Genomic DNA, 23,982 nt, shown 5'->3' with positions numbered 1-23,982 from the left:
CGTTACCTTAAGCATTTACCTTGTAACCCGCTTCCAGTACGGTGATAGCGCTGCGTCAGAATAGCGAGACTGCCCTTTAAAGACAAAAAATTTTGAAGGATGTCACGTAAAGTTGTGTAGCTATAAAATTATTTTATTTTTTGTTGTTTTAGTTGAGGTCCGCCATGGCGAACGAATCTGGCAATACTGGCTGGTTCCGTATTTTTCAAAACGGCCAGCACTATATGAAGACCTGGCCGAATGATAAACGCCTCGCGCCGATCTTTCCTGAAAACCGCGTGTCGAGCGTTACCCGCTTTGCTATCCGCTTTATGCCGCCGCTGGCGGTGTTTACGCTGACCTGGCAGATTGCGCTGGGCGGGCAACTGGGTCCTGCTGTCGCGACCGCGCTTTTCGCCTGTAGCCTGCCGATGCAGGGGCTGTGGTGGCTGGGCAAGCGTTCGGTTACGCCGCTGCCGCCCACCTTATTACATTGGTTCCATGAGGTGCGCGCCCGGCTTGAAGAAGCTGGCCAGGCCATTGCGCCCGTTGAAGGAAAACCCACTTATCAGGCGCTGGCCGATCTGCTGAAGCGTGCTTTTAAGCAGCTGGATCGCACCTTTCTTGACGATCTTTGATCCTCCTTCGCTTTCTCTTGCGGAGAATTGTTCACGCTACTGGGGTTAAATCAAAGAATAGTGATGCGGGCATACCCGCATCTCCCGCCTTATGACATCATTTCCGTCTACTTCTTAAGCGGCCTGTCGGCCTGGAGCCTATGATGGAAATGACCCACGCGCAGCGTCTTATTCTTTCTAACCAGTACAAGATTATGGCCATGCTGGAGCCGGATAATGCCGAGCGCTACCGCCGTTATCAAACCATTATCGAACGCGGCTATGGCCTGCAAATGCGCGAGCTGGATAAAGAGTTTGGCGAACTGCCGGAAGAGACCTGCCGCATTATCATCGATGTGATGGAGATGCACCACGCGCTCCACGTCTCCTGGTCAAACCTTACAGATAAAGGCGGGCTTGATGAGCGCCGTCTGGCCTTTATGGGGTTTGATGCGGCGACAGAAGCGCGCTTTCTCGGCTATGTCCGCTTTATGGTCAACACGGAAGGGCGCTACACCCATTTCGATTCCGGCACCCATGGCTTCAATGCTCAGACGCCGATGTGGGAAAAGTATCAGCGCATGCGCGCGGTATGGCACACTTGTCCGCGTCAATATCATCTCAGCGCGACGGAAATCGCGCAGATTATTAACGCCTGACGGGAGTAAGCGGTGATCTATAGCGGTTTTTTATTCGATCTGGACGGTACGCTGGTGGATTCCCTGCCAGCGGTAGAGCGGGCGTGGAGCAACTGGGGAGCGCGCCACAACATTGCGGCTGAGACAGTCCTGAGTTTTATCCATGGTAAACAGGCCATCACCTCGCTGCGTCACTTTATGCCGGGCCAGCCGGAGGCGGTTATTCAGGCTGAGTTTCGCCGACTGGAACAGGAGGAAGCGGAGGATACGGCGGGCGTGCGCGCGCTGCCGGGCGCGTATGCGCTGCTGAGTGCCTTAGAGGCGTTGCAGATCCCCTGGGCGATCGTCACCTCTGGATCGATGCCGGTGGCGCATGCGCGTCATAAGGCCGCTGGGTTACCGCTGCCCTCGGTGTTTATCACCGCAGAGCAGGTGGCGAAGGGCAAGCCTGAGCCGGATCCCTATCTGCTTGGCGCCCAAAAGCTGGGGCTGGCGGCGGAAAAATGCGTGGTGGCAGAAGACGCGCCTGCCGGGATCCTCTCCGGCCTGAACGCAGGCTGTGCGGTTATCGCCATCAACGCGCCCGCCGGTACGCCGCGCCTGAGCGAGACACGTCTGCAACTCGACACGCTGGCGTCGCTTGTGGTGACGCCGCAGGCAGAAGGCGGCTTCACGCTAAGTCTGAAAGCGTGAGCGCTGCGCGAGGCTGACTACAGCGGCGAATCCTGAGAGATTTCATCCAGCGACAGGCTAAAGCTGGGGATAAACACCTCGACGAAATAGTCCATTTCCGGCGAACGTCGCTGCTCCAGCGTTTTCTCCAGCCGCGCCTTCGCCAGTAAGAACTCATTATTGCCCGCGGACAGCTCTTCCAGACATTTCAGGTAGGCGCAAAGCGCGTCTGCCTGCTTGACCACCGATTGCTCCTCTTCGCTGTGCTGATGCTCATCCAGCAGCGGACGATAAATGTCCTGTAGCTCTTCCGGCAGCATCTCGATCAGCTTGTGCTGGGCGATTTTTTCTATCTTCTTATATTCATGTGCTATTTGCGCGTTGTAATACTTCACCGGCGTAGGCAAATCCCCGGTCAGCACTTCGCTGGCATCGTGGTAGAGCGCCAGCATCGCGATACGATCGGCGTTGAGATTGCCATTGAACTTTGTATTTTTAATGGCGGCAAGGGCATGCGCCACCATAGCGACCTGTAGGCTATGCTCCGAAACGTTTTCGGTGCGCACGTTGCGCATCAGCGGCCAGCGGTTGATCAGTTTCAGGCGGGAGAGATGCGCGAAAAAGTGACTTCGGGTCATGCGTTATCCTGTCAGCAAGCGGGGAAGCATGACGCCTCCCCAAATGCTGTCAGTATACGCGGCAGGTTTTACTGGCGATAGCCTTGCAGGAAACGGTCAAACTTGCCGATCGCCATCTCCAGATCGTCGACGCGCGGCAGAGTAACGATGCGCACATGATCCGGCCACGGCCAGTTAAAGGCGGAACCTTGAACCAGCAGCACTTTCTCCTGAAGCAGGAAATCAAGCACCATTTTCTGGTCGTCGTGAATGTTGAACTTTTTCGCGTCAATTCGCGGGAACATATAGAGCGCGCCGTTCGGCTTGACGCAGCTGACGCCGGGAATATCGTTAATCAGCTCCCAGGCGCGCTGACGCTGCTCATAGAGTCGTCCGCCCGGCATGATAAATTCACTGATGCTCTGATAACCGCCCAGCGCGGTCTGAATGGCATGCTGCGCCGGTACGTTGGCGCACAGACGCATAGAAGCCAGCATCTCCAGCCCTTCGATGTAACCTTTAGCATGCTTTTTCGGTCCGTTCAGCACCATCCAGCCCTGACGAAATCCCGCCACGCGATAGGTTTTTGACAGGCCGTTAAAGGTCACGGTCAGCAGATCGGGCGCCAGCGCGGCGATCGAGTGGTGCTGTGATTCGTCATACAGGATCTTGTCGTAGATCTCGTCGGCGAAGATGATCAGATTATGCTGGCGGGCGATCTCCACGATCTCCAGCAGCAGCGCTTTGCTGTAGACCGCGCCCGTCGGATTGTTCGGGTTGATAATGACGATGCCGCGCGTGCGCGGGGTAATTTTACTGCGAATGTCGTCAAGATCCGGGAACCAGTCCGAGGATTCGTCACATAAATAGTGCACCGCTTTACCGCTGGAGAGCGACACCGCTGCCGTCCACAGAGGATAGTCCGGCGCAGGCACCAGCATCTCATCGCCGCTGTTAAGCAGCGCCTGCATCGCCTGTACGATCAGCTCAGATACGCCGTTGCCGATATAGATGTCTTCAACGGTGATGTCACGCATGTCGCGCGCCTGGTAGTGCTGCATAATGGCTTTGCGTGCAGAGTAGAGACCTTTGGAATCGCAGTAGCCCTGCGCGCTGGGCAGATTGCGAATCACATCGACCAGGATCTCATCCGGGGCTTCGAATCCGAACGGGGCGGGATTTCCGATGTTGAGCTTGAGAACTTTGTTGCCTTCTTCTTCGAGACGTTTAGCCTCTTTAAGTACTGGACCGCGAATGTCATAACAGACATTTTCCAGCTTGCCGGATTTATCAATTTGAAAAGTCATTTTTAATCGCCTTAATGGGCAGAATCCATTAGCTGCCGCAGAAATCAAACCAGCACAATGTACTCTCCTCATCGCGACAAAAGAAGGGCAGCGGCAGGTTTTGGCGCGTTTCTCATCTTTTTACTCTGAGCGCAGCGCGAATCGTAAGTTTGTGGATTTTTTCTGGATTAATCGGCTGCAATATATGCTCATTTTAGTTTTTTTATCTGTTATAAGGCGTTTTCACTGTAAAGAACGCTGTCCGTCGCGTCAGTCGTGAACTGAGAAATTTTGGTTTGGTAATAGCGTGACTTCACAGAAATATCCGCTCTGAAATAGTTAAGATATTTTACATAAATACTGAAAAAAACTGCCTTCCTGTATGATGGTTAAGCCAACCGGGTGTCAACAGGCGCGCTATTGCCCTTTCAGCAGGCGCAGGCAGCAGGAAAAGTTCTCTGTATAAAAGGTCCACTTTTCACCTGATAAAAGGTATTTAAGCCGTATCTTCTCACTTTGTTTCGCTTTTCCGGAATGAGCTGGTTAAAAATTGAGCGGGGTTGCGCCCGAATGGTCTTGAAATGCGATTTGGTCAAAAATTACGATGGTTTTCACAAAATCATTTCCATTTTGAACTTAAAAATGATTAAGTATAATTTATTATTTGTCGCATTTTATCGCTACGCACTTCATACTCTTGTAGCTGGCTTTCTTTCTGTTCGTTAACGGAACGGGACTTTAGACAACAACGCAGCTTCCTGCATTTGCGCTCCCGCGCGGTTAGCCCAGAAGTTGTTTCTGTCTACTTAACGCTGCCATCCTGCTTTATCGGGATGTGCGTTTGTCGGTCTTTATCTGACACCAGTTTCTTTGACGGTCTCACACAGGACCGGCAATGAGCATCATTACCGCTTATCACTTTGATAAGACGTGTAATAACACCAGGGTAGTAGTTTTTAAAAATCTTATAAGTGAAGAAAAAACATGACTAATGCAAATCGTCCGATACTGAATCTCGACCTCGATCTGCTGAGAACATTTGTTGCTGTTGCGGACCTGAACACTTTTGCGGCGGCCGCGGCTGCCGTATGCCGAACCCAGTCTGCCGTCAGCCAGCAGATGCAGCGTCTGGAACAATTGGTAGGTAAAGAGCTGTTTGCCAGACATGGACGTAATAAGTTACTGACCGAGCACGGCATTCAGCTTCTGGGCTACGCCAGAAAAATTCTGCGTTTTAACGATGAGGCTTGTACGTCGCTGATGTACAGCAATATCCAGGGCGTGCTGACCATTGGCGCGTCGGATGATACCTCAGACACCATCCTGCCGTTTCTGCTCAACCGCGTCACCTCGGTCTATCCAAAACTGGCGATCGATGTTCGCGTTAAGCGTAACCCCTTTATGATGGAAATGCTGAACCAGGGAGAAGTGGATTTGGTGGTCACCACCTCCAGTCCGGGCAGCTTTACGCATCAGGTGCTGCGCACCTCTCCCACGCTGTGGTATTGCGCGGCAGACTACATCTTTCAGCGCGGCGAAGCGATTCCGCTGGTGCTGCTGGATGAGCCTAGCCCGTATCGCGATATGGCGATCGATCACCTCAACGAGGCGGGCATTCCCTGGCGCATTTCGTATGTCGCCTCAACGCTGGCGGCCGTGCGCGCGGCGGTGAAAGCCGGGCTGGGCGTCACCGCGCGTCCGGTTGAGATGATGAGTCCTGAACTGCGCGTTATGGGCGCGGCGGAAGGTCTGCCGGTACTGCCGGATACGCAATATCTGCTGTGCCGCAATGCTGACAATGATAATGAACTGGCGCTGGCTATCTTTAACGCCATGCAGTCTACCAACGATCCCTATAATCTGAGTGCTAACCCAGACGGGACGCTGCTGCTGGATGATGAAGAGTAGTTCAGAGGCATCGCGCGCGCGCTCATTCTAGCCTTTGTTTCATTTGTTAAAACTGTTAAAAAAAAGCCCTTTGTAATGCTTTTGCATCGAAGGGCTTTTTTTATACCCTTAACTCTCCTTTCCAGACCCTTTTTAACGCCCATCGCCACAACAGCTGCCCCGAAAGTAAAACAACGTTTCCTTTTTGATAAAAGATGAAACGCTTTACCTGATTATGTGAAAACTCTGTTTCGTATTTGCCATGCTTTTGCTGAAAAAAAGGACAAAAAGGCCAGTTTTGTGTTCTGGATCAAAAAAATACCCCTGCGAAGGGGAAGGAAAACCCCGCAAACCCTGCCAGAATATGTTGGATAAATGCACGATCCATGCATTTGAATTACCGCTATATTCTAAAGACCTTACAGACTGAAGCGATTTAGCTGGTAACGCGCGCATCATATGTTAAAATTTTGATGCGCGTGTAAAATAATGTTTGGATACTTTTGTCAAAGTTGACAAAAGGTTATAGAAAGGAGTAAAAAACCCCATAAAATTGCTGCCTAATTGATAATGACAGCATAATTTATAAGGTTTTTATCCTTCCCTTAAATCGATGTGGTGCGTTTGCTGCAAGTGACCCGCGCAGGATGCCATCGCCACTTTTGATGAGTAAGCAAAGAGTATGTCAACAGCCACCGAAGTCGTCGCTCATCACTGGGCGTTTATCATATTTGTCATTATCGCTTTCGGCCTTTGCGCCTTTATGCTCACCGGAGGATGGCTTTTAGGCGGCCGCGCTCGCGCCCGTCACAAAGAAACGCCGTTTGAATCCGGTATCGAATCCGTTGGCGACACCCATATCCGCCTGTCGGCGAAGTTTTACCTCGTCGCCATGTTCTTCGTTATCTTCGACGTCGAAGCACTCTTTTTATACGCATGGGCGACCTCTATCCGTGAAAGCGGCTGGGTCGGCTTTGTGGAAGCCGCAATTTTCATTTTGGTGCTCCTGGCGGGGCTGGTCTATCTGGTGCGTATCGGCGCGCTGGACTGGGCGCCTGCACGCCGTCGCGTGGTGGTCAAATCCAGCCCGATCGGTCACACCAACCCTCATAAGCAGTAAAAGCGAGGCAATCTGATGGACTATACGCTCACCCGCATAGACCCGAACGGTGGTGAGAACGACCGTTACCCTCTGCAAAAACAGGAGATCGTTGCCGATCCCCTTGAGCAGCACGTTCATCGCAGCGTCTACATGGGCAAGCTAGAGCATGCCCTGCACGACATGGTGAACTGGGGCCGTAAAAACTCTTTGTGGCCCTACAACTTTGGTTTGTCCTGCTGTTACGTAGAGATGACCACCTCTTTTACCGCCGTGCACGACGTGGCGCGTTTTGGCGCGGAAGTCATGCGCGCCTCGCCGCGCCAGGCGGACTTTATGGTTATCGCCGGTACGCCCTTTACTAAAATGGCGCCGGTTATTCAGCGTTTGTACGATCAGATGCTGGAGCCGAAATGGGTCATCTCAATGGGCGCCTGCGCCAACTCAGGCGGCATGTACGACATTTACTCCGTGGTGCAGGGCGTGGATAAATTCCTGCCGGTCGACGTCTATATTCCAGGCTGCCCGCCGCGTCCTGAAGCCTATATGCAGGCGCTGCTGCTGCTGCGCGAGTCGATTGGCAAAGAGCGTCGTCCGCTGTCGTGGGTAGTTGGCGATCAGGGCGTGTATCGCGCCAATATGCAGTCGGAGCGTGAAAGGAAACGCGGCGAGCGTATTGCGGTAACCAACCTTCGCACGCCTGACGAAGTATAAGAACACCGTACATGGATGGATCCCCGGCCCGCAGCAGAATATGACAATTTAATGCGCGGCCCCATCCTGACGCCTTCTTTTGAGTGCCTGGCGACAGGCCGGAATGGTGAGTAACGTATGACAGATTTAACCACGCGCGATCTCGCTCAGCCCGCATGGCAAACCCAGGACCACCTGGATGACCCAGTGATCGGCGAGCTGCGCAACCGTTTTGGGCCGGATGCCTTTACCGTTCAGCCAACCCGCACGGGCATCCCCGTGGTCTGGGTCAGACGCGAACAGCTGCTGGATGTCGTGACTTTCCTGCGTAAGCTGCCGAAGCCGTATGTCATGCTGTATGACCTGCATGGCATGGATGAGCGTTTGCGTACCCACCGCGCCGGGCTGCCCGCCGCGGATTTTTCCGTTTTCTATCACTTCCTGTCGATCGAGCGTAACCGCGACATCATGCTTAAAGTGGCGCTGTCGGAAAACGATCTGCATCTGCCGACGCTGACAAAGATCTTCCCGAACGCCAACTGGTACGAGCGTGAAACCTGGGAGATGTTCGGCGTGACCTTTGAGGACCACCCGCACCTGACGCGCATTATGATGCCGCAGACCTGGGAAGGGCATCCGCTGCGTAAAGATTATCCGGCGCGCGCCACCGAGTTCGATCCCTTTACGCTCACCAAACAGAAAGAAGATCTGGAGATGGAGGCGCTGACCTTCAAGCCCGAAGACTGGGGCATGAAGCGCAGCACCACCAGCGAGGACTTTATGTTCCTCAACCTCGGCCCGAACCACCCGTCGGCGCACGGGGCTTTCCGTATTATTCTGCAACTCGACGGCGAAGAGATCGTCGACTGCGTGCCGGACATCGGCTATCACCATCGCGGCGCAGAGAAGATGGGCGAGCGCCAGTCGTGGCACAGCTATATCCCCTATACCGATCGCATCGAGTATCTCGGCGGCTGCGTTAACGAAATGCCTTATGTGCTGGCGGTAGAAAAGCTGGCCGGCATCGTGGTGCCGGATCGCGTTAACGTGATTCGCGTGATGCTCTCTGAGCTGTTCCGCATCAACAGCCATCTGCTCTATATCTCTACCTTTATTCAGGACGTCGGCGCAATGACGCCGGTGTTCTTCGCCTTTACCGATCGCCAGAAAATTTATGACGTTGTAGAGGCCATTACCGGTTTCCGCATGCACCCCGCCTGGTTCCGTATCGGCGGCGTGGCGCATGACCTGCCGAAAGGCTGGGAGCGCCTGCTGCGCGAGTTCCTCGACTGGATGCCGAAGCGTCTGAAAGAGTATGACAAGGCGGCGCTGCGCAACAGCGTGCTGGTGGGCCGCTCCAAAGGCATCGCGGCCTACAACATGGACGAAGCGCTGGCATGGGGCACCACCGGCGCGGCGCTGCGCGCCACCGGTCTCGATTTCGACGTGCGTAAATGGCGTCCGTACTCCGGCTATGAAAATTTCGATTTTGAAATCCCGGTCGGCGCAGGTATCAGCGATGCTTACACGCGCGTACAGCTGAAGATGGAAGAGATGTGGCAGTCGCTGCGTATTCTGGAGCAGTGTCTGAACAACATGCCGGAAGGGCCGTTTAAAGCCGATCATCCGCTGACGACGCCGCCGCCGAAAGAGCGCACCTTGCAGCATATCGAAACCTTGATCACCCACTTCCTACAGGTTTCATGGGGACCGGTCATGCCGGCCAATGAATCCTTCCAGATGATTGAGGCGACCAAAGGGATCAACAGCTACTACCTGACCAGCGACGGCAGCACCATGAGCTACCGCACCCGCGTGCGTACGCCGAGCTTCCCCCACCTGCAACAGATCCCGTCGGTGATCCGTGGCAGCCTGGTATCCGACCTGATCGTTTACCTCGGTAGTATCGATTTTGTTATGTCAGACGTGGACCGCTAATTATGCACGATCAAAAAATTGCCATTCATACGATCGACCCCAGTGAGGTCTTCGTGCTGAGCGCGGAAGAGCATCACGCGATTGAGCATGAAAAACACCACTATGAAGATGCGCGCGCGGCGTCAATTGAGGCGCTGAAGATCGTGCAGAAGCAGCGTGGCTGGGTGCCGGATGGGGCGATCACCGCCATTGCCGAGGTACTGGGCATTCCCGCCAGCGACGTTGAAGGCGTGGCCACGTTCTACAGCCAGATTTTCCGTCAGCCGGTGGGCCGCCACGTTATTCGCTACTGCGACAGCGTGGTGTGCCATATCACGGGCTACCAGGGCATTCAGGCGGCGCTGGAAAAAAATCTCAATATCAAACCTGGCCAGACTACGGCGGACGGGCGCTTTACGCTGCTGCCGACCTGCTGCCTGGGCAACTGCGATAAAGGGCCGACCATGATGGTGGACGAAGATACCCATGTTCATCTGACGCCGGAAGGCATCGCCTCGCTACTGGAGCAGTATCAATGACCATCAAACAGATCATTCGTACTGCGGAAACCCATCCGCTGACCTGGCGCATGCGTGAAGACCAGCAGCCGGTATGGTTCGACGAATATCGCAGTAAAAACGGCTACGCCGGTGCGGAGAAAGCGCTCAACGGCATGGCGCCGGACGAGATTGTCGCGCTGGTGAAAGATTCCGGGCTGAAAGGCCGCGGCGGCGCGGGCTTCTCCACCGGTCTGAAGTGGAGCCTGATGCCGAAAGACGAGTCCATGAACATCCGTTACCTGCTGTGTAACGCCGATGAGATGGAGCCGGGCACCTATAAAGACCGCCTGCTGATGGAGCAGATGCCGCACCAGCTGGTTGAAGGCATGTTGATCAGCGCCTTCGCGCTGAAAGCCTATCGCGGCTACATCTTCCTGCGCGGCGAATATATCGAAGCGGCGGTAAATCTGCGTCGCGCCATTGTAGAGGCCACCGAAGCGGGCTTTATCGGCAAAAACATTCTCGGCACCGGCTTTGACTTCGAGCTGATCGTCCACACCGGCGCAGGTCGCTATATCTGCGGCGAAGAGACGGCGCTGATCAACTCGCTGGAAGGGCGTCGCGCCAACCCGCGCTCCAAACCGCCGTTCCCGGCGAGCGCGGGCGCATGGGGCAAGCCGACCTGCGTCAATAACGTAGAGACGCTCTCCAACGTTCCGGCCATTCTGGCGAACGGCGTCGAGTGGTACAAGGGCCTGTCGAAAAGCGAAGACGCCGGCACCAAGATGATGGGCTTCTCTGGCCGCGTGAAAAATCCAGGCGTCTGGGAGCTGCCGTTCGGCATTACCGCGCGTGAAATCCTGGAAGATTACGCAGGCGGCATGCGCGATGGCCTGCGCTTTAAAGCCTGGCAGCCGGGCGGCGCGGGCACCGACTTCCTCACCGAGCAGCATCTCGATCTGCCGATGGAGTTCGCCAGCATTGGCAAAGCGGGCAGCCGTCTCGGTACGGCGCTGGCGATGGCGGTGGACCACGAGATCAATATGGTGTCGCTGGTGCGCAACCTCGAAGAGTTCTTCGCGCGCGAATCCTGCGGCTGGTGTACGCCATGCCGCGACGGTCTGCCGTGGAGCGTGAAGATCCTGCGCGCGCTGGAGCAAGGCAAAGGGCAGCCGGGCGACATCGAAACCCTGTTGCAGCTTTGCCGCCAGCTCGGCCCAGGTAAAACCTTCTGCGCCCACGCGCCCGGTGCGGTAGAGCCGCTGCAAAGCGCAATTAAATATTTCCGTGAAGAGTTTGAAGCCGGTATGGCACCGCAGGTGTTTGGCAATACGCGCGCGATTGGCGGTATTCAGCCTAACCTGCTGAAAGCGCGCTGGTAATTCGCCGCAGCACACGGAAACGGCTCCTCGCCGCTGCCCCGATAGCGGGGCAAGAATATGATTAACGCTCGTCCTGGACGAGCCTTACGGAAGCATGTTCACTATGGCTACAATTCATGTAGACGGTAAAGAATATGATGTGAACGGAGCGGACAACCTGCTACAGGCGTGTCTCTCTCTGGGCCTTGATATTCCTTATTTTTGCTGGCATCCGGCGCTGGGAAGCGTTGGGGCTTGCCGCCAGTGCGCGGTGAAGCAATTCCAGAATGCCGAAGATACCCGCGGCCGTCTCGTCATGTCCTGCATGACGCCGGCCTCCGACGGCACCTTTATCTCTATCGACGACGGCGAAGCGAAAGAGTTTCGCGAAAGCGTGGTGGAGTGGCTGATGACCAACCACCCGCACGACTGTCCGGTGTGCGAAGAGGGCGGTAACTGTCACTTACAGGATATGACGGTAATGACCGGCCACAGCTTCCGTCGTTATCGCTTTACCAAACGTACCCACCAGAATCAGGATCTCGGCCCGTTCATCTCCCATGAAATGAACCGCTGTATCGCCTGCTATCGTTGCGTGCGCTACTACAAAGATTATGCCGACGGCAAAGATCTGGGCGTTTACGGCGCGCATGACAACGTCTACTTCGGTCGTCCGGAAGACGGCACGCTGGAAAGCGAGTTTTCCGGCAACCTGGTCGAGATCTGTCCGACAGGGGTTTTCACCGATAAAACCCACTCCGAGCGTTACAACCGTAAGTGGGATATGCAGTTTGCGCCGAGCATCTGTCAGCAGTGCAGCGTCGGCTGCAACACCAGCCCCGGCGAGCGCTACGGCGAGCTGCGCCGCATTGAAAACCGCTATAACGGCACGGTAAACCACTATTTCCTGTGCGATCGCGGCCGCTTTGGCTATGGCTACGTCAACCGCAAAGATCGTCCGCGTCATCCAGTGCTGCTGCGCGGCAATGACTGGGTCACGCTGAATGCGGAACAGGCGGTCAACGCCGCGGCTGACGTCCTGCGTCAGGCGAAGCGCGTGATTGGCATCGGTTCGCCGCGCGCCAGCATTGAGAGCAACTTCGCGCTGCGTGAGCTGGTTGGGGCGGAGAACTTTTCTACCGGTATGCCCGCAGGCGAACAGGCGCGTCTGGAGCTGATGCTGAAAATCCTGCGCGAAAGCGGCATCTATACGCCGTCGCTGCGTGAAATTGAAAGCTACGATGCGGTGCTGGTGCTGGGCGAAGATCTGACTCAGGTCGGCGCGCGCGTGGCGCTTTCGGTGCGTCAGGCTGTAAAAGGCAAAGCGCGCGAGATGGCGGCGGCGCAAAAGGTCGCCGACTGGCAGATTGCCGCCATTCTGAATATTGGCCAGCACGCCAGACATCCGCTGTTTGTCACCAACGTCGATGAAACCCGTCTGGATGATATTGCCGCGTGGAGCTATCGCGCGCCGGTTGAAGATCAGGCGCGTTTAGGCTTCGCCATCGCCAGCGCGCTGGATGAGAGCGCGCCTGCGGTCAGCGATTTTGACAGCAGCCTGAACGGCAAGCTGGACGTGGTCGTGCAGGCGCTGGCCGGGGCGAAAAAACCGCTGATTATCTCCGGCACCCACTCAGGCAGCACGGCGATGATCGAAGCGGCGGCCAACGTGGCTAAAGCGCTGAAAGCGCGCGGCGCTGATGTCGGCATTACGCTGCTGGCCGACGCGGCAAACAGCATGGGTCTGGGCCTGATGGGCGGCAATACGCTCGACAGCGCGCTGGCGCAGCTGCGTGACGGCGAAGCCGACGCGGTAGTGGTGCTGGAAAACGATCTCTATCGTCACGCGGCTAAGGCGCTGGTCGATGCCGCGCTGGCGAACGCCTCAAATGTGATCGTGGTCGATCATCAGCGCACCGCCACGCTGGAAAAAGCGGGCCTGGTGCTCTCGACCGCCAGCTTTGCCGAGAGTGACGGCACCTCGATTAACCATGAAGGCCGCGCGCAGCGCTTCTTCCAGGTTTACGATCCGGCCTACTACGACAATAGCATTGTGATGCTGGAGAGCTGGCGCTGGCTGCACTCGCTGCACAGCGCGCTGGAGAGCCGTCATATCGACTGGACGCAGCTCGACCACGTTATCGATGCCGTGGTGGCGAAGCTGCCGCAGCTGAAAGGCATTAAAGAGGCCGCTCCCGACGCCAGCTTCCGCATTCGCGGACAAAAACTGGCGCGTTCGCCGATTCGCTCCAGCGGACGTACCGCGGCGCGCGCCAACATCAGCGTGCACGAGCCGCGTCAGCCTCAGGATCGGGACACCATGTTCGCCTTCTCAATGGAAGGGAACAATCAGCCGAGCGCGCCGCGTTCGCAGATCCCCTTCGCCTGGGCGCCAGGCTGGAACTCCCCGCAGGCGTGGAATAAATTCCAGGCCGAGGTGGGCGGCAAGCTGCGCAACGGCGATCCAGGCGTGCGCCTGTTCGAAGCCGGCGAGACGTCGCTGCCCTGGTTTAGCCAGGTGCCGACCGCGTATGCAGGCGGCGAACAGTGGCGCGTGGCGCCTTACTATCAGCTGTTCGGTAGCGAAGAGATGTCGCAGCGTTCGGCCGTGTTCCAGAAACGCATGGCGCAGCCGATGCTGGTGATCAGCCAGCAGGATGCGGCGAAGCTGGGCGTGAATGAAGGCGCGGCCGTCGAGGTTAGCTGTTCAGGCGAGACCCTGCGTCTGCCGGTGCGTTTCTCCAGCGCGCTGCAACCGGGGCTGATCGGTCTGCCGTTGGGTATGCCGGGCGTGCCGCCATTCCTGGCGGGCGCGAGCATTGACACATTGCAGGAGGCGGCGCAATGAGCTGGCTAACACCGGATGTTATCGACATCATTCTGACCGTCGTAAAAGCGATCGTTATCCTGCTGGTGGTGGTGGCCTGCGGCGCCTTTATGAGCTTCGCCGAACGCCGTTTGCTCGGCCTGTGGCAGAACCGCTACGGACCAAACCGCGTGGGCTGGGGCGGTTCGCTCCAGCTGGCGGCGGACATGATCAAAATGTTCTTTAAAGAGGACTGGGTTCCGCCCTTTACCGATCGCTTTATCTTTACCCTGGCGCCGGTTATCGCCTTTGTGTCGCTGCTGCTGGCGTTCGCTATCGTGCCGGTGTCGCCGAGCTGGATGGTGACCGACCTTAACATCGGGCTGCTGTTCTTCCTGATGATGGCCGGTCTGGCGGTCTATGCGGTGCTGTTCGCCGGCTGGTCGAGCAACAACAAATACTCGCTGCTGGGGGCGATGCGTGCGTCCGCCCAGACGCTGAGCTACGAGGTGTTTCTTGGCCTGTCGCTGATGGGCGTGGTGGCGCAGGCGGGATCCTTCAATATGACGGCCATCGTAGAAAGCCAGGCGCATCTGTGGAACATCATTCCGCAGTTCTTTGGCTTCCTGACGTTCTGCATCGCAGGCGTTGCGGTGTGTCACCGCCACCCGTTTGACCAGCCGGAAGCGGAACAGGAACTGGCCGATGGTTACCACATCGAATACGCCGGGATGAAGTTTGGCCTGTTCTTCGTAGGCGAATACGTCGCCATTACCACCGTGTCAGCGCTGATCGTCACGCTGTTTTTTGGCGGCTGGCAAGGTCCGTTCCTGCCGCCGTTCATCTGGTTCGCCCTGAAAACGGCGTTCTTTATGGTGATGTTTATCCTGATTCGTGCTGCGCTCCCGCGTCCACGCTATGACCAGGTGCTGTCGTTCGGCTGGAAAGTCTGTCTGCCGTTGACGCTGTTGAACCTGCTGGCGACCGCCGCAGTGATTCTGTACAACGCGCAGTAAGGGGTTTTTGAGATGACTTTAAAAGATATTGTCGTTGGCTTCGGCACGACAGTGCGCAGTATCTGGATGATAGGCATGCATGCCTTCGCCAAACGCGAAACCCAGATGTATCCGGAAGAACCGGTTTATCTGCCGCCGCGCTACCGTGGACGCATCGTATTAACGCGCGATCCCGACGGCGAAGAGCGCTGCGTCGCATGTAACCTGTGCGCGGTGGCCTGTCCGGTAAGCTGTATCTCGCTGCAAAAAGCCGAGACCAAAGATGGACGCTGGTATCCGGAATTTTTCCGCATCAACTTTTCGCGCTGCATCTTTTGCGGCATGTGCGAGGAGGCTTGTCCGACCACCGCTATTCAGCTCACGCCCGATTTTGAACTGGGCGAGTTCAAGCGTCAGGACCTGGTGTATGAAAAAGAAGATCTGCTGATCTCCGGTCCGGGCAAATACCCTGAATATAACTTCTACCGCATGGCAGGTATGGCGATCGAAGGAAAAGAGAAGGGCGAGGCGGAAAACGAAGCCAAACCTATCGACGTCAAAGGCTTGTTACCTTAAGGAGCCAGGCATGGAAATTGCGTTTTATATTTGCGGACTGGTGGCGGTGCTGACAACGCTGCGCGTGATCACCCATACCAATCCGGTGCATGCGCTGCTGTACCTGATCGTGTCGCTGCTCTCGGTTGCGGGCGTCTTTTTCTCGCTCGGTGCTTACTTCGCCGGGGCGCTGGAGATCATCGTTTACGCCGGCGCCATTATGGTGCTGTTCGTTTTCGTGGTGATGATGCTCAATATGGGCAACGCCACGATGAAACAGGAGCGCGACTGGCTTCAGCCCTCTCTGTGGATTGGACCGGGCATCGTTTCACTGCTGCTGCTGGTGGTAATGGTGTATGCCATTCTGACCGCCAACGACCAGGGTATCGACGGCACGGTTATTGACGCGAAAGCGGTCGGTATCAGCCTGTTCGGTCCTTACGTGCTGGCGGTGGAACTGGCTTCTATGCTGCTGCTGGCTGGTCTGGTGGTGGCGTTCCACGTCGGACGCGAAGAGCGTCAGGGCGAGGTGCTGAGTAATCGCGACGCCAATAAGGAGGAGCACGCATGATCCCGTTACAACACGGCTTAATTCTTGCCGCCGTTCTGTTTGTCCTGGGACTGACATCGCTGGTGTTACGCCGCAACCTGCTGTTTATGCTGATTGGTCTCGAAATCATGATCAACGCGGCCGCGCTGGCGCTGGTCGTGGCGGGCAGCTACTGGGGGCAGGCGGACGGACAGGTGATGTATATCCTGGCCATCAGTCTCGCCGCGGCGGAAGCCAGCATCGGCCTGGCGCTGCTGCTCCAGCTCTATCGTCGTCGTCTGACGTTGAACATTGATACTGTGAGCGAGATGCGCGGATGAATCTTCTCTACTTAACAATTCTCTTTCCGCTGATCGGCTTTTTGCTGTTGGCGTTTTCCCGCGGTCGCTGGTCGGAGAACCTGTCTGCCGCAGTGGGTATGGGTTCAGTGGGCCTCGCGGCGCTGGTCACGCTCTATGTCGGTATGGACTTCTTCGCTCAGGGTCAGCAGCCTTTTACACAGGCGCTGTGGACCTGGATGCAGGTCGGCAATTTCGACATCAAAGTTAACCTGACGCTGGACGGCCTGTCGCTTACCATGCTGTCGGTGGTGACGGGGGTCGGCTTTCTGATCCACATGTTCGCCTCCTGGTATATGCGCGGAGAAGAGGGCTACTCCCGCTTCTTCGCCTATACCAACCTGTTTATCGCCAGCATGGTAGTGCTGGTGCTGGCCGATAACCTGATGCTGATGTACCTCGGCTGGGAAGGGGTAGGGCTGTGCTCTTACCTGCTGATCGGCTTCTACTACAGCAATCCAGACAACGGCAAAGCGGCGATGAAAGCCTTTATCATCACCCGCGTCGGCGACGTGTTTCTCGCTTTTGCGCTGTTCATTCTTTACAACGAACTGGGCACGCTGAACTTCCGCGAGATGATGGAGCTGGCGCCGCAGCACTTTGCCGCGGACAACCACATGTTGCAATGGGCCACGCTGATGCTGCTGGGCGGCGCGGTAGGTAAATCCGCGCAGCTGCCGTTGCAGACCTGGCTGGCGGACGCGATGGCGGGTCCTACGCCAGTCTCCGCGCTGATCCACGCCGCCACCATGGTGACGGCGGGCGTTTACCTGATCGCGCGCAGCCACGGCCTGTTCCTGCTGACGCCGGACGTGCTGCATCTGGTGGGCATCGTCGGCGCGATAACCCTGGTGCTGGCAGGCTTTGCGGCGCTGGTGCAGACCGACATCAAGCGCGTGCTGGCCTATTCGACCATGAGCCAGATCGGCTATATGTTCCTGGCGCTGGGCGTGCAGGCATGGGATGCGGCCATCTTCCACCTGATGACGCACGCCTTCTTTAAAGCGCTGCTGTTCCTGTCATCAGGTTCGGTGATCCTCGCCTGCCATCACGAGCAGAACATCTTTAAAATGGGCGGCCTGCGTAAAAGCATTCCGCTGGTTTACGCCTGCTTCCTGGTAGGCGGCGCCGCGCTGGCCGCGCTGCCGCTGATTACCGCAGGCTTCTACAGTAAAGATGAGATTCTGTTCGGCGCGCTGGCGAATGGTCACATCAACCTGATGGCGGCGGGCCTGGTCGGCGCTTTCCTGACGTCCATCTATACCTTCCGTATGATCTTTATCGTGTTCCACGGCAAAGAGCAGATTCACGCCCATGCGGGCAAAGGCATTACTCATCATCTGCCGCTGATCGTGCTGCTGGTTCTCTCGACCTTTGTTGGCGCACTGATTACGCCGCCGCTGGCAGGCGTTCTGCCGGAGGCTGACGCCGGCGAAGCGGGCAAAGTCGGGCTGGAGATCGCCTCTGGCGTCGTTGCCGTTATCGGCATTCTGATCGCCGCCGCGCTCTGGCTGGGCAAACGCGAGCTGGTGAGCCGGGTGGCGAACAGCGCGCCGGGCCGTTTCTTCGGCACCTGGTGGTTTGCGGCCTGGGGCTTCGACTGGCTGTATGACAAGGTGTTCGTTAAACCTTATCTTGGCATCGCCTGGCTGTTGCAACGCGATCCGCTGAACGCGTTGATGAACCTGCCTGCGCTGGTGTCGCGTATTGCCAATAAAGGGCTGGTGGTCAGCGAAAACGGCTATGTGCGCTGGTATGTCGCCTCAATGAGCATCGGCGCCGTTGTGGTGCTGGCGCTGATGCTGGTGGTTTAAACAGATGAGTGGGGGAAGAGAGATGTTCACCCCATTGAATATGCAAAAAATTACCTGAGGAATGAGCGTCATCGGCGCAGCCAGTTTCGCTGCCGCCAGCGCACAGCGACCGGAGCGTACTAAAGTACGTGAGGATTGCGAGCACTGCCAGCGGCGAAACTGGTCAGCGAGATAGCTCATGAAAGGCAGAAAAAAGGGAAAAACCCAGTGTTATTACCTTGGCTAATAGTAATTCCATTTGTCGGCGGTTTGCTCTGCTGGCTGGCTGAGCGCCTCGGCGCAAAAACGCCGCGCTGGATAGCCCTGATTACGATGGGCCTGACGCTGGCGCTGTCTATGCAGCTCTGGTTACAGGGCGGTTATTCACTGACGCAGGCCGCAGGAATGCCGCAGTGGCAGTCGGAGTTTACGGCATCCTGGATCCCGCGTTTCGGCATCAATTTCCATCTGGCCATTGATGGTCTGTCGCTGCTGATGGTGGTGCTGACCGGTCTGCTTGGCCTGATGGCGGTACTCTGCTCCTGGAATGAAATCGAGAAGTATCAGGGCTTTTTCCACCTCAACCTGATGTGGATCCTCGGTGGCGTGATCGGCGTGTTCCTTGCCATCGACATGTTCCTGTTCTTCTTCTTCTGGGAAATGATGCTGGTGCCGATGTACTTCCTCATCGCGCTCTGGGGACATAAGGCATCCGACGGTAAAACCCGTATCACCGCCGCGACCAAATTCTTCATCTACACCCAGGCGTCGGGTCTGGTGATGCTGATCGCCATTCTGGCGCTGGTGTTTGTGCACTACAACGCTACCGGCGTCTGGACTTTTAACTACGAGCAGCTGCTGAAAACGCCGATGTCGCACACGGTGGAATATATGCTGATGCTGGGCTTCTTTATCGCCTTCGCGGTTAAAATGCCGGTGGTGCCGCTGCACGGCTGGCTGCCGGACGCGCACAGCCAGGCACCGACCGCGGGTTCGGTAGACCTTGCCGGGATCCTGCTGAAAACCGCGGCTTACGGCCTGCTGCGCTTCAGTCTGCCGCTGTTCCCCAACGCGTCGGCGGAGTTCGCGCCTGTCGCCATGTGGCTCGGCGTGATCGGCATCTTCTACGGCGCATGGATGGCGTTCTCCCAGACCGATATCAAGCGTCTGATCGCCTACACCTCTGTATCGCACATGGGCTTCGTGCTCATCGCTATCTACACCGGCAGCCAGCTCGCCTTCCAGGGCGCGGTGGTGCAGATGATCGCCCACGGTCTGTCAGCGGCCGCGCTGTTTATCCTGTGTGGTCAGCTGTACGAACGTCTGCATACGCGTGATATGCGTCAGATGGGCGGACTCTGGTCGCGCATCAAATGGATCCCTGGCCTGTCGCTGTTCTTTGCGGTCGCCAACCTGGGGATGCCAGGCACCGGAAACTTCGCCGGCGAGTTTATGATCCTCACGGGCAGCTTCCAGGTGGTGCCGATCATTATCGTGGTGGCGACCTTTGGTCTGGTATTCGCCTCGGTTTACTCGCTGATCATGATGCAGCGCGCCTACTACGGTGAAGCGAAGTCAAAAGATCCGCTGCCGGGCATGTCGCCGCGTGAATTTACGATCATCATGGTGCTGGTGGTTCTGCTGGTGCTGCTGGGCGTCTATCCACAGCCGATTCTGGATACCTCCCATGCCGCCATGAGCAATATTCAGCAGTGGTTTACCGCTTCAATTTCAACTACAAGGCCGTAATTCGCCATGACAATAACTCTTCAACAATTGATCGCGTTACTGCCGCTGTTGATCGTCGGATTGACAGTGGTGGTGGTGATGCTGTCCATTGCCTGGCGACGCAACCACTTTGTTAACGCCACGCTGACGGTGATTGGTCTTAACCTGGCGCTGGTTTCGCTCTGGTTTGTGGCGCGTGCGGGGGCAATGGACGTGACGCCTCTGCTGCGCGCCGATCCCTACGCCGTGTTCTACACCGCGCTGGTGATCCTGGCGAGTCTGGCAACCTGTACCTTTGCCTATCCCTGGCTGTCTGGCTTTCCGGATAACAAGGATGAGTTCTATCTGCTGGTGCTGATTGCGGCGCTGGGCGGGATCGTACTGGCCAGCGCTAACCATCTGGCGTCGCTGTTTATCGGCGTCGAGCTGCTGTCACTGCCGCTGTTCGGCATGATCGGCTATGCCTTCCGCCAGAAGCGCTCGCTGGAAGCCGCGCTGAAGTACACCATCCTGTCTGCGGCGGCCTCCTCATTCCTGCTGTTTGGTATTGCGCTGGTCTATGCCGATTCCGGCAGCCTGAGCTTTGTCAAACTGGGTCAGAGCCTGGATGACAGCATGATTCAGCAGCCGCTGCTGCTGGTGGGTCTGGGAATGATGATTATCGGTCTTGGCTTCAAGCTGTCGCTGGTGCCGTTTCATCTCTGGACGCCGGACGTCTATCAGGGTGCGCCAGCGCCGGTCTCTACCTTTCTGGCCACCGCCAGCAAGATCGCTATCTTCGGCGTGATCATGCGTCTGTTTATGTATGCGCCGCTGACCGATAGCGAGGCCGTTCGCACCGTGCTGGGTCTGATTGCCTTCGTCTCAATTCTGTTCGGCAACCTGATGGCGATTTCGCAGAGCAATATCAAGCGTCTGCTGGGCTATTCGTCCATCGCGCATCTGGGCTATCTGCTGGTTGCGCTGATTGCGGTGAAAACCCATCAGCTCTCGCTGGAGACGGCGGGTGTTTATCTGGCCGGTTACCTGTTCAGCAGCCTCGGCGCGTTCGGCGTCGTGAGCCTGATGTCCAGTCCTTATCGCGGCCCGGACGCCGATTCGCTCTACTCCTATCGTGGTCTGTTCTGGCATCGTCCGATTCTGTCGGCGGTGATGACGATAATGATGCTGTCGCTGGCGGGTATCCCGGCTACGCTTGGCTTTATTGGCAAGTTCTACGTGATTGCCTCAGGCGTCAACGCGCAGCTGTGGTGGCTGACGGCGGCGGTGGTGGTCGGCAGCGCCATTGGTCTTTACTACTATCTGCGCGTGACCGTCAGCCTCTATCTCAGTCCGCCAGAGTTGCATACGCGCGACACGCCAGCCAACTGGGCGTTGACCGCAGGCGGTGTCGTAGTGCTGATTTCGGCGATTCTGGTGCTGATGCTGGGCGTCTACCCGCAGCCGCTGATTTCGCTGGTGCAGATGGCCCAGCCGCTGATGTAAACTGCTTTTCCCCTTGTGAAATCAGGCCTGCGGGCCTGATTTTTTTTTGTCTTCAGGAGCGGGTATGGATGTAATCTGGCACGATCTTCATCACAGCGAGCTGAGTACGCGGCAGCTTTATGCCATTCTGGCGCTGCGCTGCGCCGTGTTTGTTGTTGAGCAAGCCTGTCCCTATCAGGATGTCGACGGGCTGGATCTGGTGGCGGAGAATCGACACATTCTGGCGATGCAGGGCGAGGAGCTGATGGCCTGCGCGCGTATTCTGGCGCCAGAGGAGGCGACGGGTGCGGTGGCAATCGGTCGGGTGATCGTCTCGCCGCGCGCGCGCGGACGCTATCTTGGCAACCGACTGATGGAGCAAACGCTGCTCAGCTGTGAACGGCACTGGCCGCAGCGCGGTATTTATCTGTCGGCGCAGGCCCATCTACAGAACTTCTATCGCCGCCACGGTTTCGAGAGCTGCGGCGAGATTTATCTCGAAGACAATATTCCCCATATCGATATGCGCAAATAAAAACGGCGAGCTGCTGCTCGCCGTCTGATCGGTTAACCTGGCGTCATCTGCCGGTCATCGACATATTTGCGCTGATCCGGCGGCGGCGGGAAATACTGATAGAGCCAGGTTTCGCTCAGGGTTTCCTCTTTGCTGCGCAGGAACAGGCGCATCTCTACCGGCGTGGTCGCGTCGCTATTGGGATACCAGTCAAACAGGATGCGATAGCCGTTCATCGGCTCCACATAGAGAATTTCTACCTGTTTAAAGGTGCCTGACGAGAGGGTGATAACCGGCTCGATCCCTTTCGGCGCGGCGGCTTTGAGATCGCCGCCCACAAAATCGATGGCAAAGCGGCGGCACCACTGCTCCGGGAAATGTTCGCCAGGCGCCCAGCCTTCCGGGAAACCGCCAATGCCAGTGCGGGTCGCGTCTACGCGCGCCAGACCGCTGCGCACCGGCGGCAGGCCGCTCCAGTAAAGTTTGTAGGAGAAGCTAAACTCGCTGCCGGCTTTAACCGGCTCGGCGGGCTGCCAGAAGCAGACGATATTATCCAGCGTTTCCCCGGTCGTCGGGATCTCCATCAGGTTAATCGCGCCTTTGCCCCACTTGCCAACTGGCTCTACCCACAGGCTGGGCCGCTTATCGTACCAGCCGATAACGTCCTGATAATCTTTAAAGTCATGGTTAAGCTGCAACAGGCCGAAGCCGCGCGGGTTCTCATCCTGATAGGCGTTAAATTGTAACTTCTGCGGATTGTTCAGCGGACGAGCGATCCACTCGCCGTTGCCGGTCCACATCGCCAGACGATCGGAGTCGTGAATTTGCGGGTGATAGGTGTTGCACATGCGGCGTTCGTTAGTGCCGCAGCTGAACATGCTGGTCATCGGCGCAATGCCCAGCTGGCGGATCTCTTTGCGCGCATAGAGATGGTTTTCCACCTCCATCACGACGCGTTCCGCTTCACAATGAATAGTGAATTTATAAGCGCCCGTCACGCTTGCGCCGTCCAGCAGAGCATAGACAGTAAAGGTGGTGTCTTCGGCTTTTGGCGTTTCGAACCAGAACGCGGTGAAGTCAGGGAACTCTTCGCTGCCGTTGCTGAAGGTGTTTACCGCCACGCCGCGCGCGGAGAGTCCGTACTGGTAGGTGTCATCCACGGCCCGAAAGTAGCTGGCGCCGAGAAAGGAGACGATGTCGCGCCGCGCCAGCTCAGGCTTTTTGAACGCGCGGAAACCAGCAAAGCCCAGATCGGTTTTACCGGCCAGCTGCTGGGTGTCAACCTTTGCATTGTTATAGTTGAACAGTTCGGGGCGGAAATGAATTTCACGCGCCTCGCGGCTGTCGCCGTCCACGGAGAACATGCGGATGCGGCGCTTAAAGCCCATGCCGACATGAAAGAACTGCACGTCAAGCTCGCGGTCCGGGATGGTGTTCCACAGCGAATGACCCGCATCGTACTGAATTTCGTTGTACGCCTGCGGCGTCAGGGTGGCCAGCGTCTCCGGCAGCGCGCCCGGCGCGCCGCTCCAGGGCTGTTTCGCCAGCGCGGCGGCTTTCTTTTTTAGTACATCGAAATCGAAGCGAACGGCGGCACCGTCTGCAATACCATCTTCTGCCCAGGCGGATTGCGCAAACAGCGTAGACAGGCCGGTCATGCCGCTGACGGCGGAAAAGGCCATTGACGCTTTCATAAACATTCTTCGATTCATGCCAGAAATTAGTCCTTAGCGTTCGAGTGTGTTGTGACTGTTCGGTTCTGCGCGCAGGTGAGGCAAAAGCGCAGATAACAGCAGGGTACGACAGTCTGCCAGGTGAAAAATTCAGTCCCCGTTAAATTTATCAGATTTATCAAGAAGGCTGCGGAATTTCGTTCTGGCTTACGCAGGAGCGAACTCAGGGGAATCCTGGTAAAAGCCTCCTGCAAACGGCAATTTTGACGCTATAGTTAATGAACTGCTTTGCAAATGACA

Annotated in this window: 21 protein-coding genes; 18 read left to right on the top strand and 3 right to left on the bottom strand. The window is 56.9% G+C overall.

Going from position 1 to position 23,982, the window contains the following annotated elements:
- Positions 1-164: 164 nt before the first annotated feature.
- From yfbV to BBB56_RS12480, 3 genes are all read left to right on the top strand, one after another.
- On the top strand, positions 165-617 hold the full coding sequence (yfbV, locus tag BBB56_RS12490) for a terminus macrodomain insulation protein YfbV (protein ID WP_123801275.1): 453 nt from the start codon (positions 165-167) through the stop codon (positions 615-617).
- 143 nt (positions 618-760) lie between these two features.
- A complete protein-coding gene (locus BBB56_RS12485) occupies positions 761-1,255 on the top strand; it encodes a YfbU family protein (protein ID WP_123801293.1) in 495 nt (164 codons plus the stop codon).
- Positions 1,256-1,267: 12 nt separating this feature from the next.
- Positions 1,268-1,927, top strand: coding sequence for a sugar phosphatase (locus BBB56_RS12480; protein ID WP_123801274.1), 660 nt, complete (start codon positions 1,268-1,270; stop codon positions 1,925-1,927).
- Between the two features lie 17 nt (positions 1,928-1,944).
- Here the strand turns inward: BBB56_RS12480 and yfbR are convergent, their stop codons facing one another.
- Together yfbR and BBB56_RS12470 are read right to left on the bottom strand one after the other, a co-directional pair.
- Positions 1,945-2,544 (bottom strand): 5'-deoxynucleotidase, encoded by a 600-nt coding sequence (gene yfbR, locus BBB56_RS12475; protein ID WP_123801273.1) that lies wholly within the window; start codon positions 2,542-2,544, stop codon positions 1,945-1,947.
- A 68-nt stretch (positions 2,545-2,612) separates the two neighbouring features.
- Positions 2,613-3,830, bottom strand: a complete 1,218-nt coding sequence (locus BBB56_RS12470; protein WP_123801272.1) for a pyridoxal phosphate-dependent aminotransferase — start codon at positions 3,828-3,830, stop codon at positions 2,613-2,615.
- A gap of 963 nt (positions 3,831-4,793) precedes the next feature.
- Between BBB56_RS12470 and lrhA the strand changes: the two genes are divergently transcribed.
- The 15 genes from lrhA (at position 4,794) to BBB56_RS12395 (ending at position 22,030) form a co-directional block, all read left to right on the top strand.
- Entirely contained in the window at positions 4,794-5,717 is a 924-nt protein-coding gene (lrhA, locus tag BBB56_RS12465; protein ID WP_123801271.1) for a transcriptional regulator LrhA, read from the top strand.
- Between the two features lie 661 nt (positions 5,718-6,378).
- Positions 6,379-6,816: an NADH-quinone oxidoreductase subunit A gene (locus tag BBB56_RS12460; RefSeq protein WP_033750490.1), complete on the top strand. Its 438-nt coding sequence runs from the start codon at positions 6,379-6,381 to the stop codon at positions 6,814-6,816.
- Between the two features lie 15 nt (positions 6,817-6,831).
- Complete coding sequence (locus BBB56_RS12455) at positions 6,832-7,509, top strand: NuoB/complex I 20 kDa subunit family protein (protein ID WP_033750488.1); 678 nt, start codon at positions 6,832-6,834, stop codon at positions 7,507-7,509.
- Positions 7,510-7,626: 117 nt separating this feature from the next.
- Positions 7,627-9,426: an NADH-quinone oxidoreductase subunit C/D gene (gene nuoC / locus BBB56_RS12450; protein WP_123801270.1), complete on the top strand. Its 1,800-nt coding sequence runs from the start codon at positions 7,627-7,629 to the stop codon at positions 9,424-9,426.
- Positions 9,427-9,428: 2 nt separating this feature from the next.
- Positions 9,429-9,944, top strand: coding sequence for an NADH-quinone oxidoreductase subunit NuoE (gene nuoE / locus BBB56_RS12445; protein ID WP_123801269.1), 516 nt, complete (start codon positions 9,429-9,431; stop codon positions 9,942-9,944).
- 2 nt (positions 9,945-9,946) lie between these two features.
- Entirely contained in the window at positions 9,947-11,287 is a 1,341-nt protein-coding gene (gene nuoF, locus BBB56_RS12440; protein ID WP_199756235.1) for an NADH-quinone oxidoreductase subunit NuoF, read from the top strand.
- A gap of 103 nt (positions 11,288-11,390) precedes the next feature.
- Positions 11,391-14,114, top strand: coding sequence for an NADH-quinone oxidoreductase subunit NuoG (gene nuoG, locus BBB56_RS12435; protein ID WP_123801267.1), 2,724 nt, complete (start codon positions 11,391-11,393; stop codon positions 14,112-14,114).
- Positions 14,111-15,088 (top strand): NADH-quinone oxidoreductase subunit NuoH, encoded by a 978-nt coding sequence (gene nuoH, locus BBB56_RS12430; protein WP_033750471.1) that lies wholly within the window; start codon positions 14,111-14,113, stop codon positions 15,086-15,088. Before nuoG ends, nuoH begins: the two co-directional genes overlap by 4 nt.
- A 12-nt stretch (positions 15,089-15,100) precedes the next feature.
- On the top strand, positions 15,101-15,643 hold the full coding sequence (nuoI, locus tag BBB56_RS12425; RefSeq protein ID WP_123801266.1) for an NADH-quinone oxidoreductase subunit NuoI: 543 nt from the start codon (positions 15,101-15,103) through the stop codon (positions 15,641-15,643).
- Between the two features lie 10 nt (positions 15,644-15,653).
- Positions 15,654-16,193: an NADH-quinone oxidoreductase subunit J gene (gene nuoJ, locus BBB56_RS12420; protein WP_123801265.1), complete on the top strand. Its 540-nt coding sequence runs from the start codon at positions 15,654-15,656 to the stop codon at positions 16,191-16,193.
- Entirely contained in the window at positions 16,190-16,492 is a 303-nt protein-coding gene (gene nuoK, locus BBB56_RS12415) for an NADH-quinone oxidoreductase subunit NuoK (protein ID WP_120453094.1), read from the top strand. The genes nuoJ and nuoK overlap by 4 nt, the downstream gene beginning before the upstream one ends.
- Entirely contained in the window at positions 16,489-18,324 is a 1,836-nt protein-coding gene (nuoL, locus tag BBB56_RS12410) for an NADH-quinone oxidoreductase subunit L (RefSeq protein ID WP_123801264.1), read from the top strand. The genes nuoK and nuoL overlap by 4 nt, the downstream gene beginning before the upstream one ends.
- Before the next feature lie 207 nt (positions 18,325-18,531).
- Entirely contained in the window at positions 18,532-20,052 is a 1,521-nt protein-coding gene (gene nuoM / locus BBB56_RS12405; protein ID WP_123801263.1) for an NADH-quinone oxidoreductase subunit M, read from the top strand.
- Positions 20,053-20,058: 6 nt separating this feature from the next.
- Positions 20,059-21,516, top strand: a complete 1,458-nt coding sequence (nuoN, locus tag BBB56_RS12400; protein ID WP_123801262.1) for an NADH-quinone oxidoreductase subunit NuoN — start codon at positions 20,059-20,061, stop codon at positions 21,514-21,516.
- A gap of 64 nt (positions 21,517-21,580) precedes the next feature.
- Positions 21,581-22,030 carry a GNAT family N-acetyltransferase gene (locus BBB56_RS12395; protein ID WP_123801261.1) on the top strand — a complete coding sequence of 150 codons (450 nt, stop codon included), beginning with the start codon at positions 21,581-21,583 and terminating at the stop codon, positions 22,028-22,030.
- A 32-nt stretch (positions 22,031-22,062) separates the two neighbouring features.
- On the opposite strand, the gene BBB56_RS12390 is transcribed toward BBB56_RS12395, so the two are convergent.
- The gene (locus tag BBB56_RS12390) at positions 22,063-23,721 is read right to left on the bottom strand and encodes a glucan biosynthesis protein D (RefSeq protein WP_123801260.1); all 1,659 of its coding nucleotides are present in this window, start codon (positions 23,719-23,721) and stop codon (positions 22,063-22,065) included.
- Between the last annotated feature and the right edge of the window lie 261 nt (positions 23,722-23,982).

The sequence above is a fragment of the Candidatus Pantoea deserta genome (assembly GCF_003813865.1).
In the GTDB taxonomy this organism is placed as follows: Bacteria; Pseudomonadota; Gammaproteobacteria; order Enterobacterales; family Enterobacteriaceae; genus Pantoea; species Pantoea deserta.
Note: the sequence above shows the minus strand (reverse complement) of the source record. Positions and strands in the feature narration are given on the sequence as shown.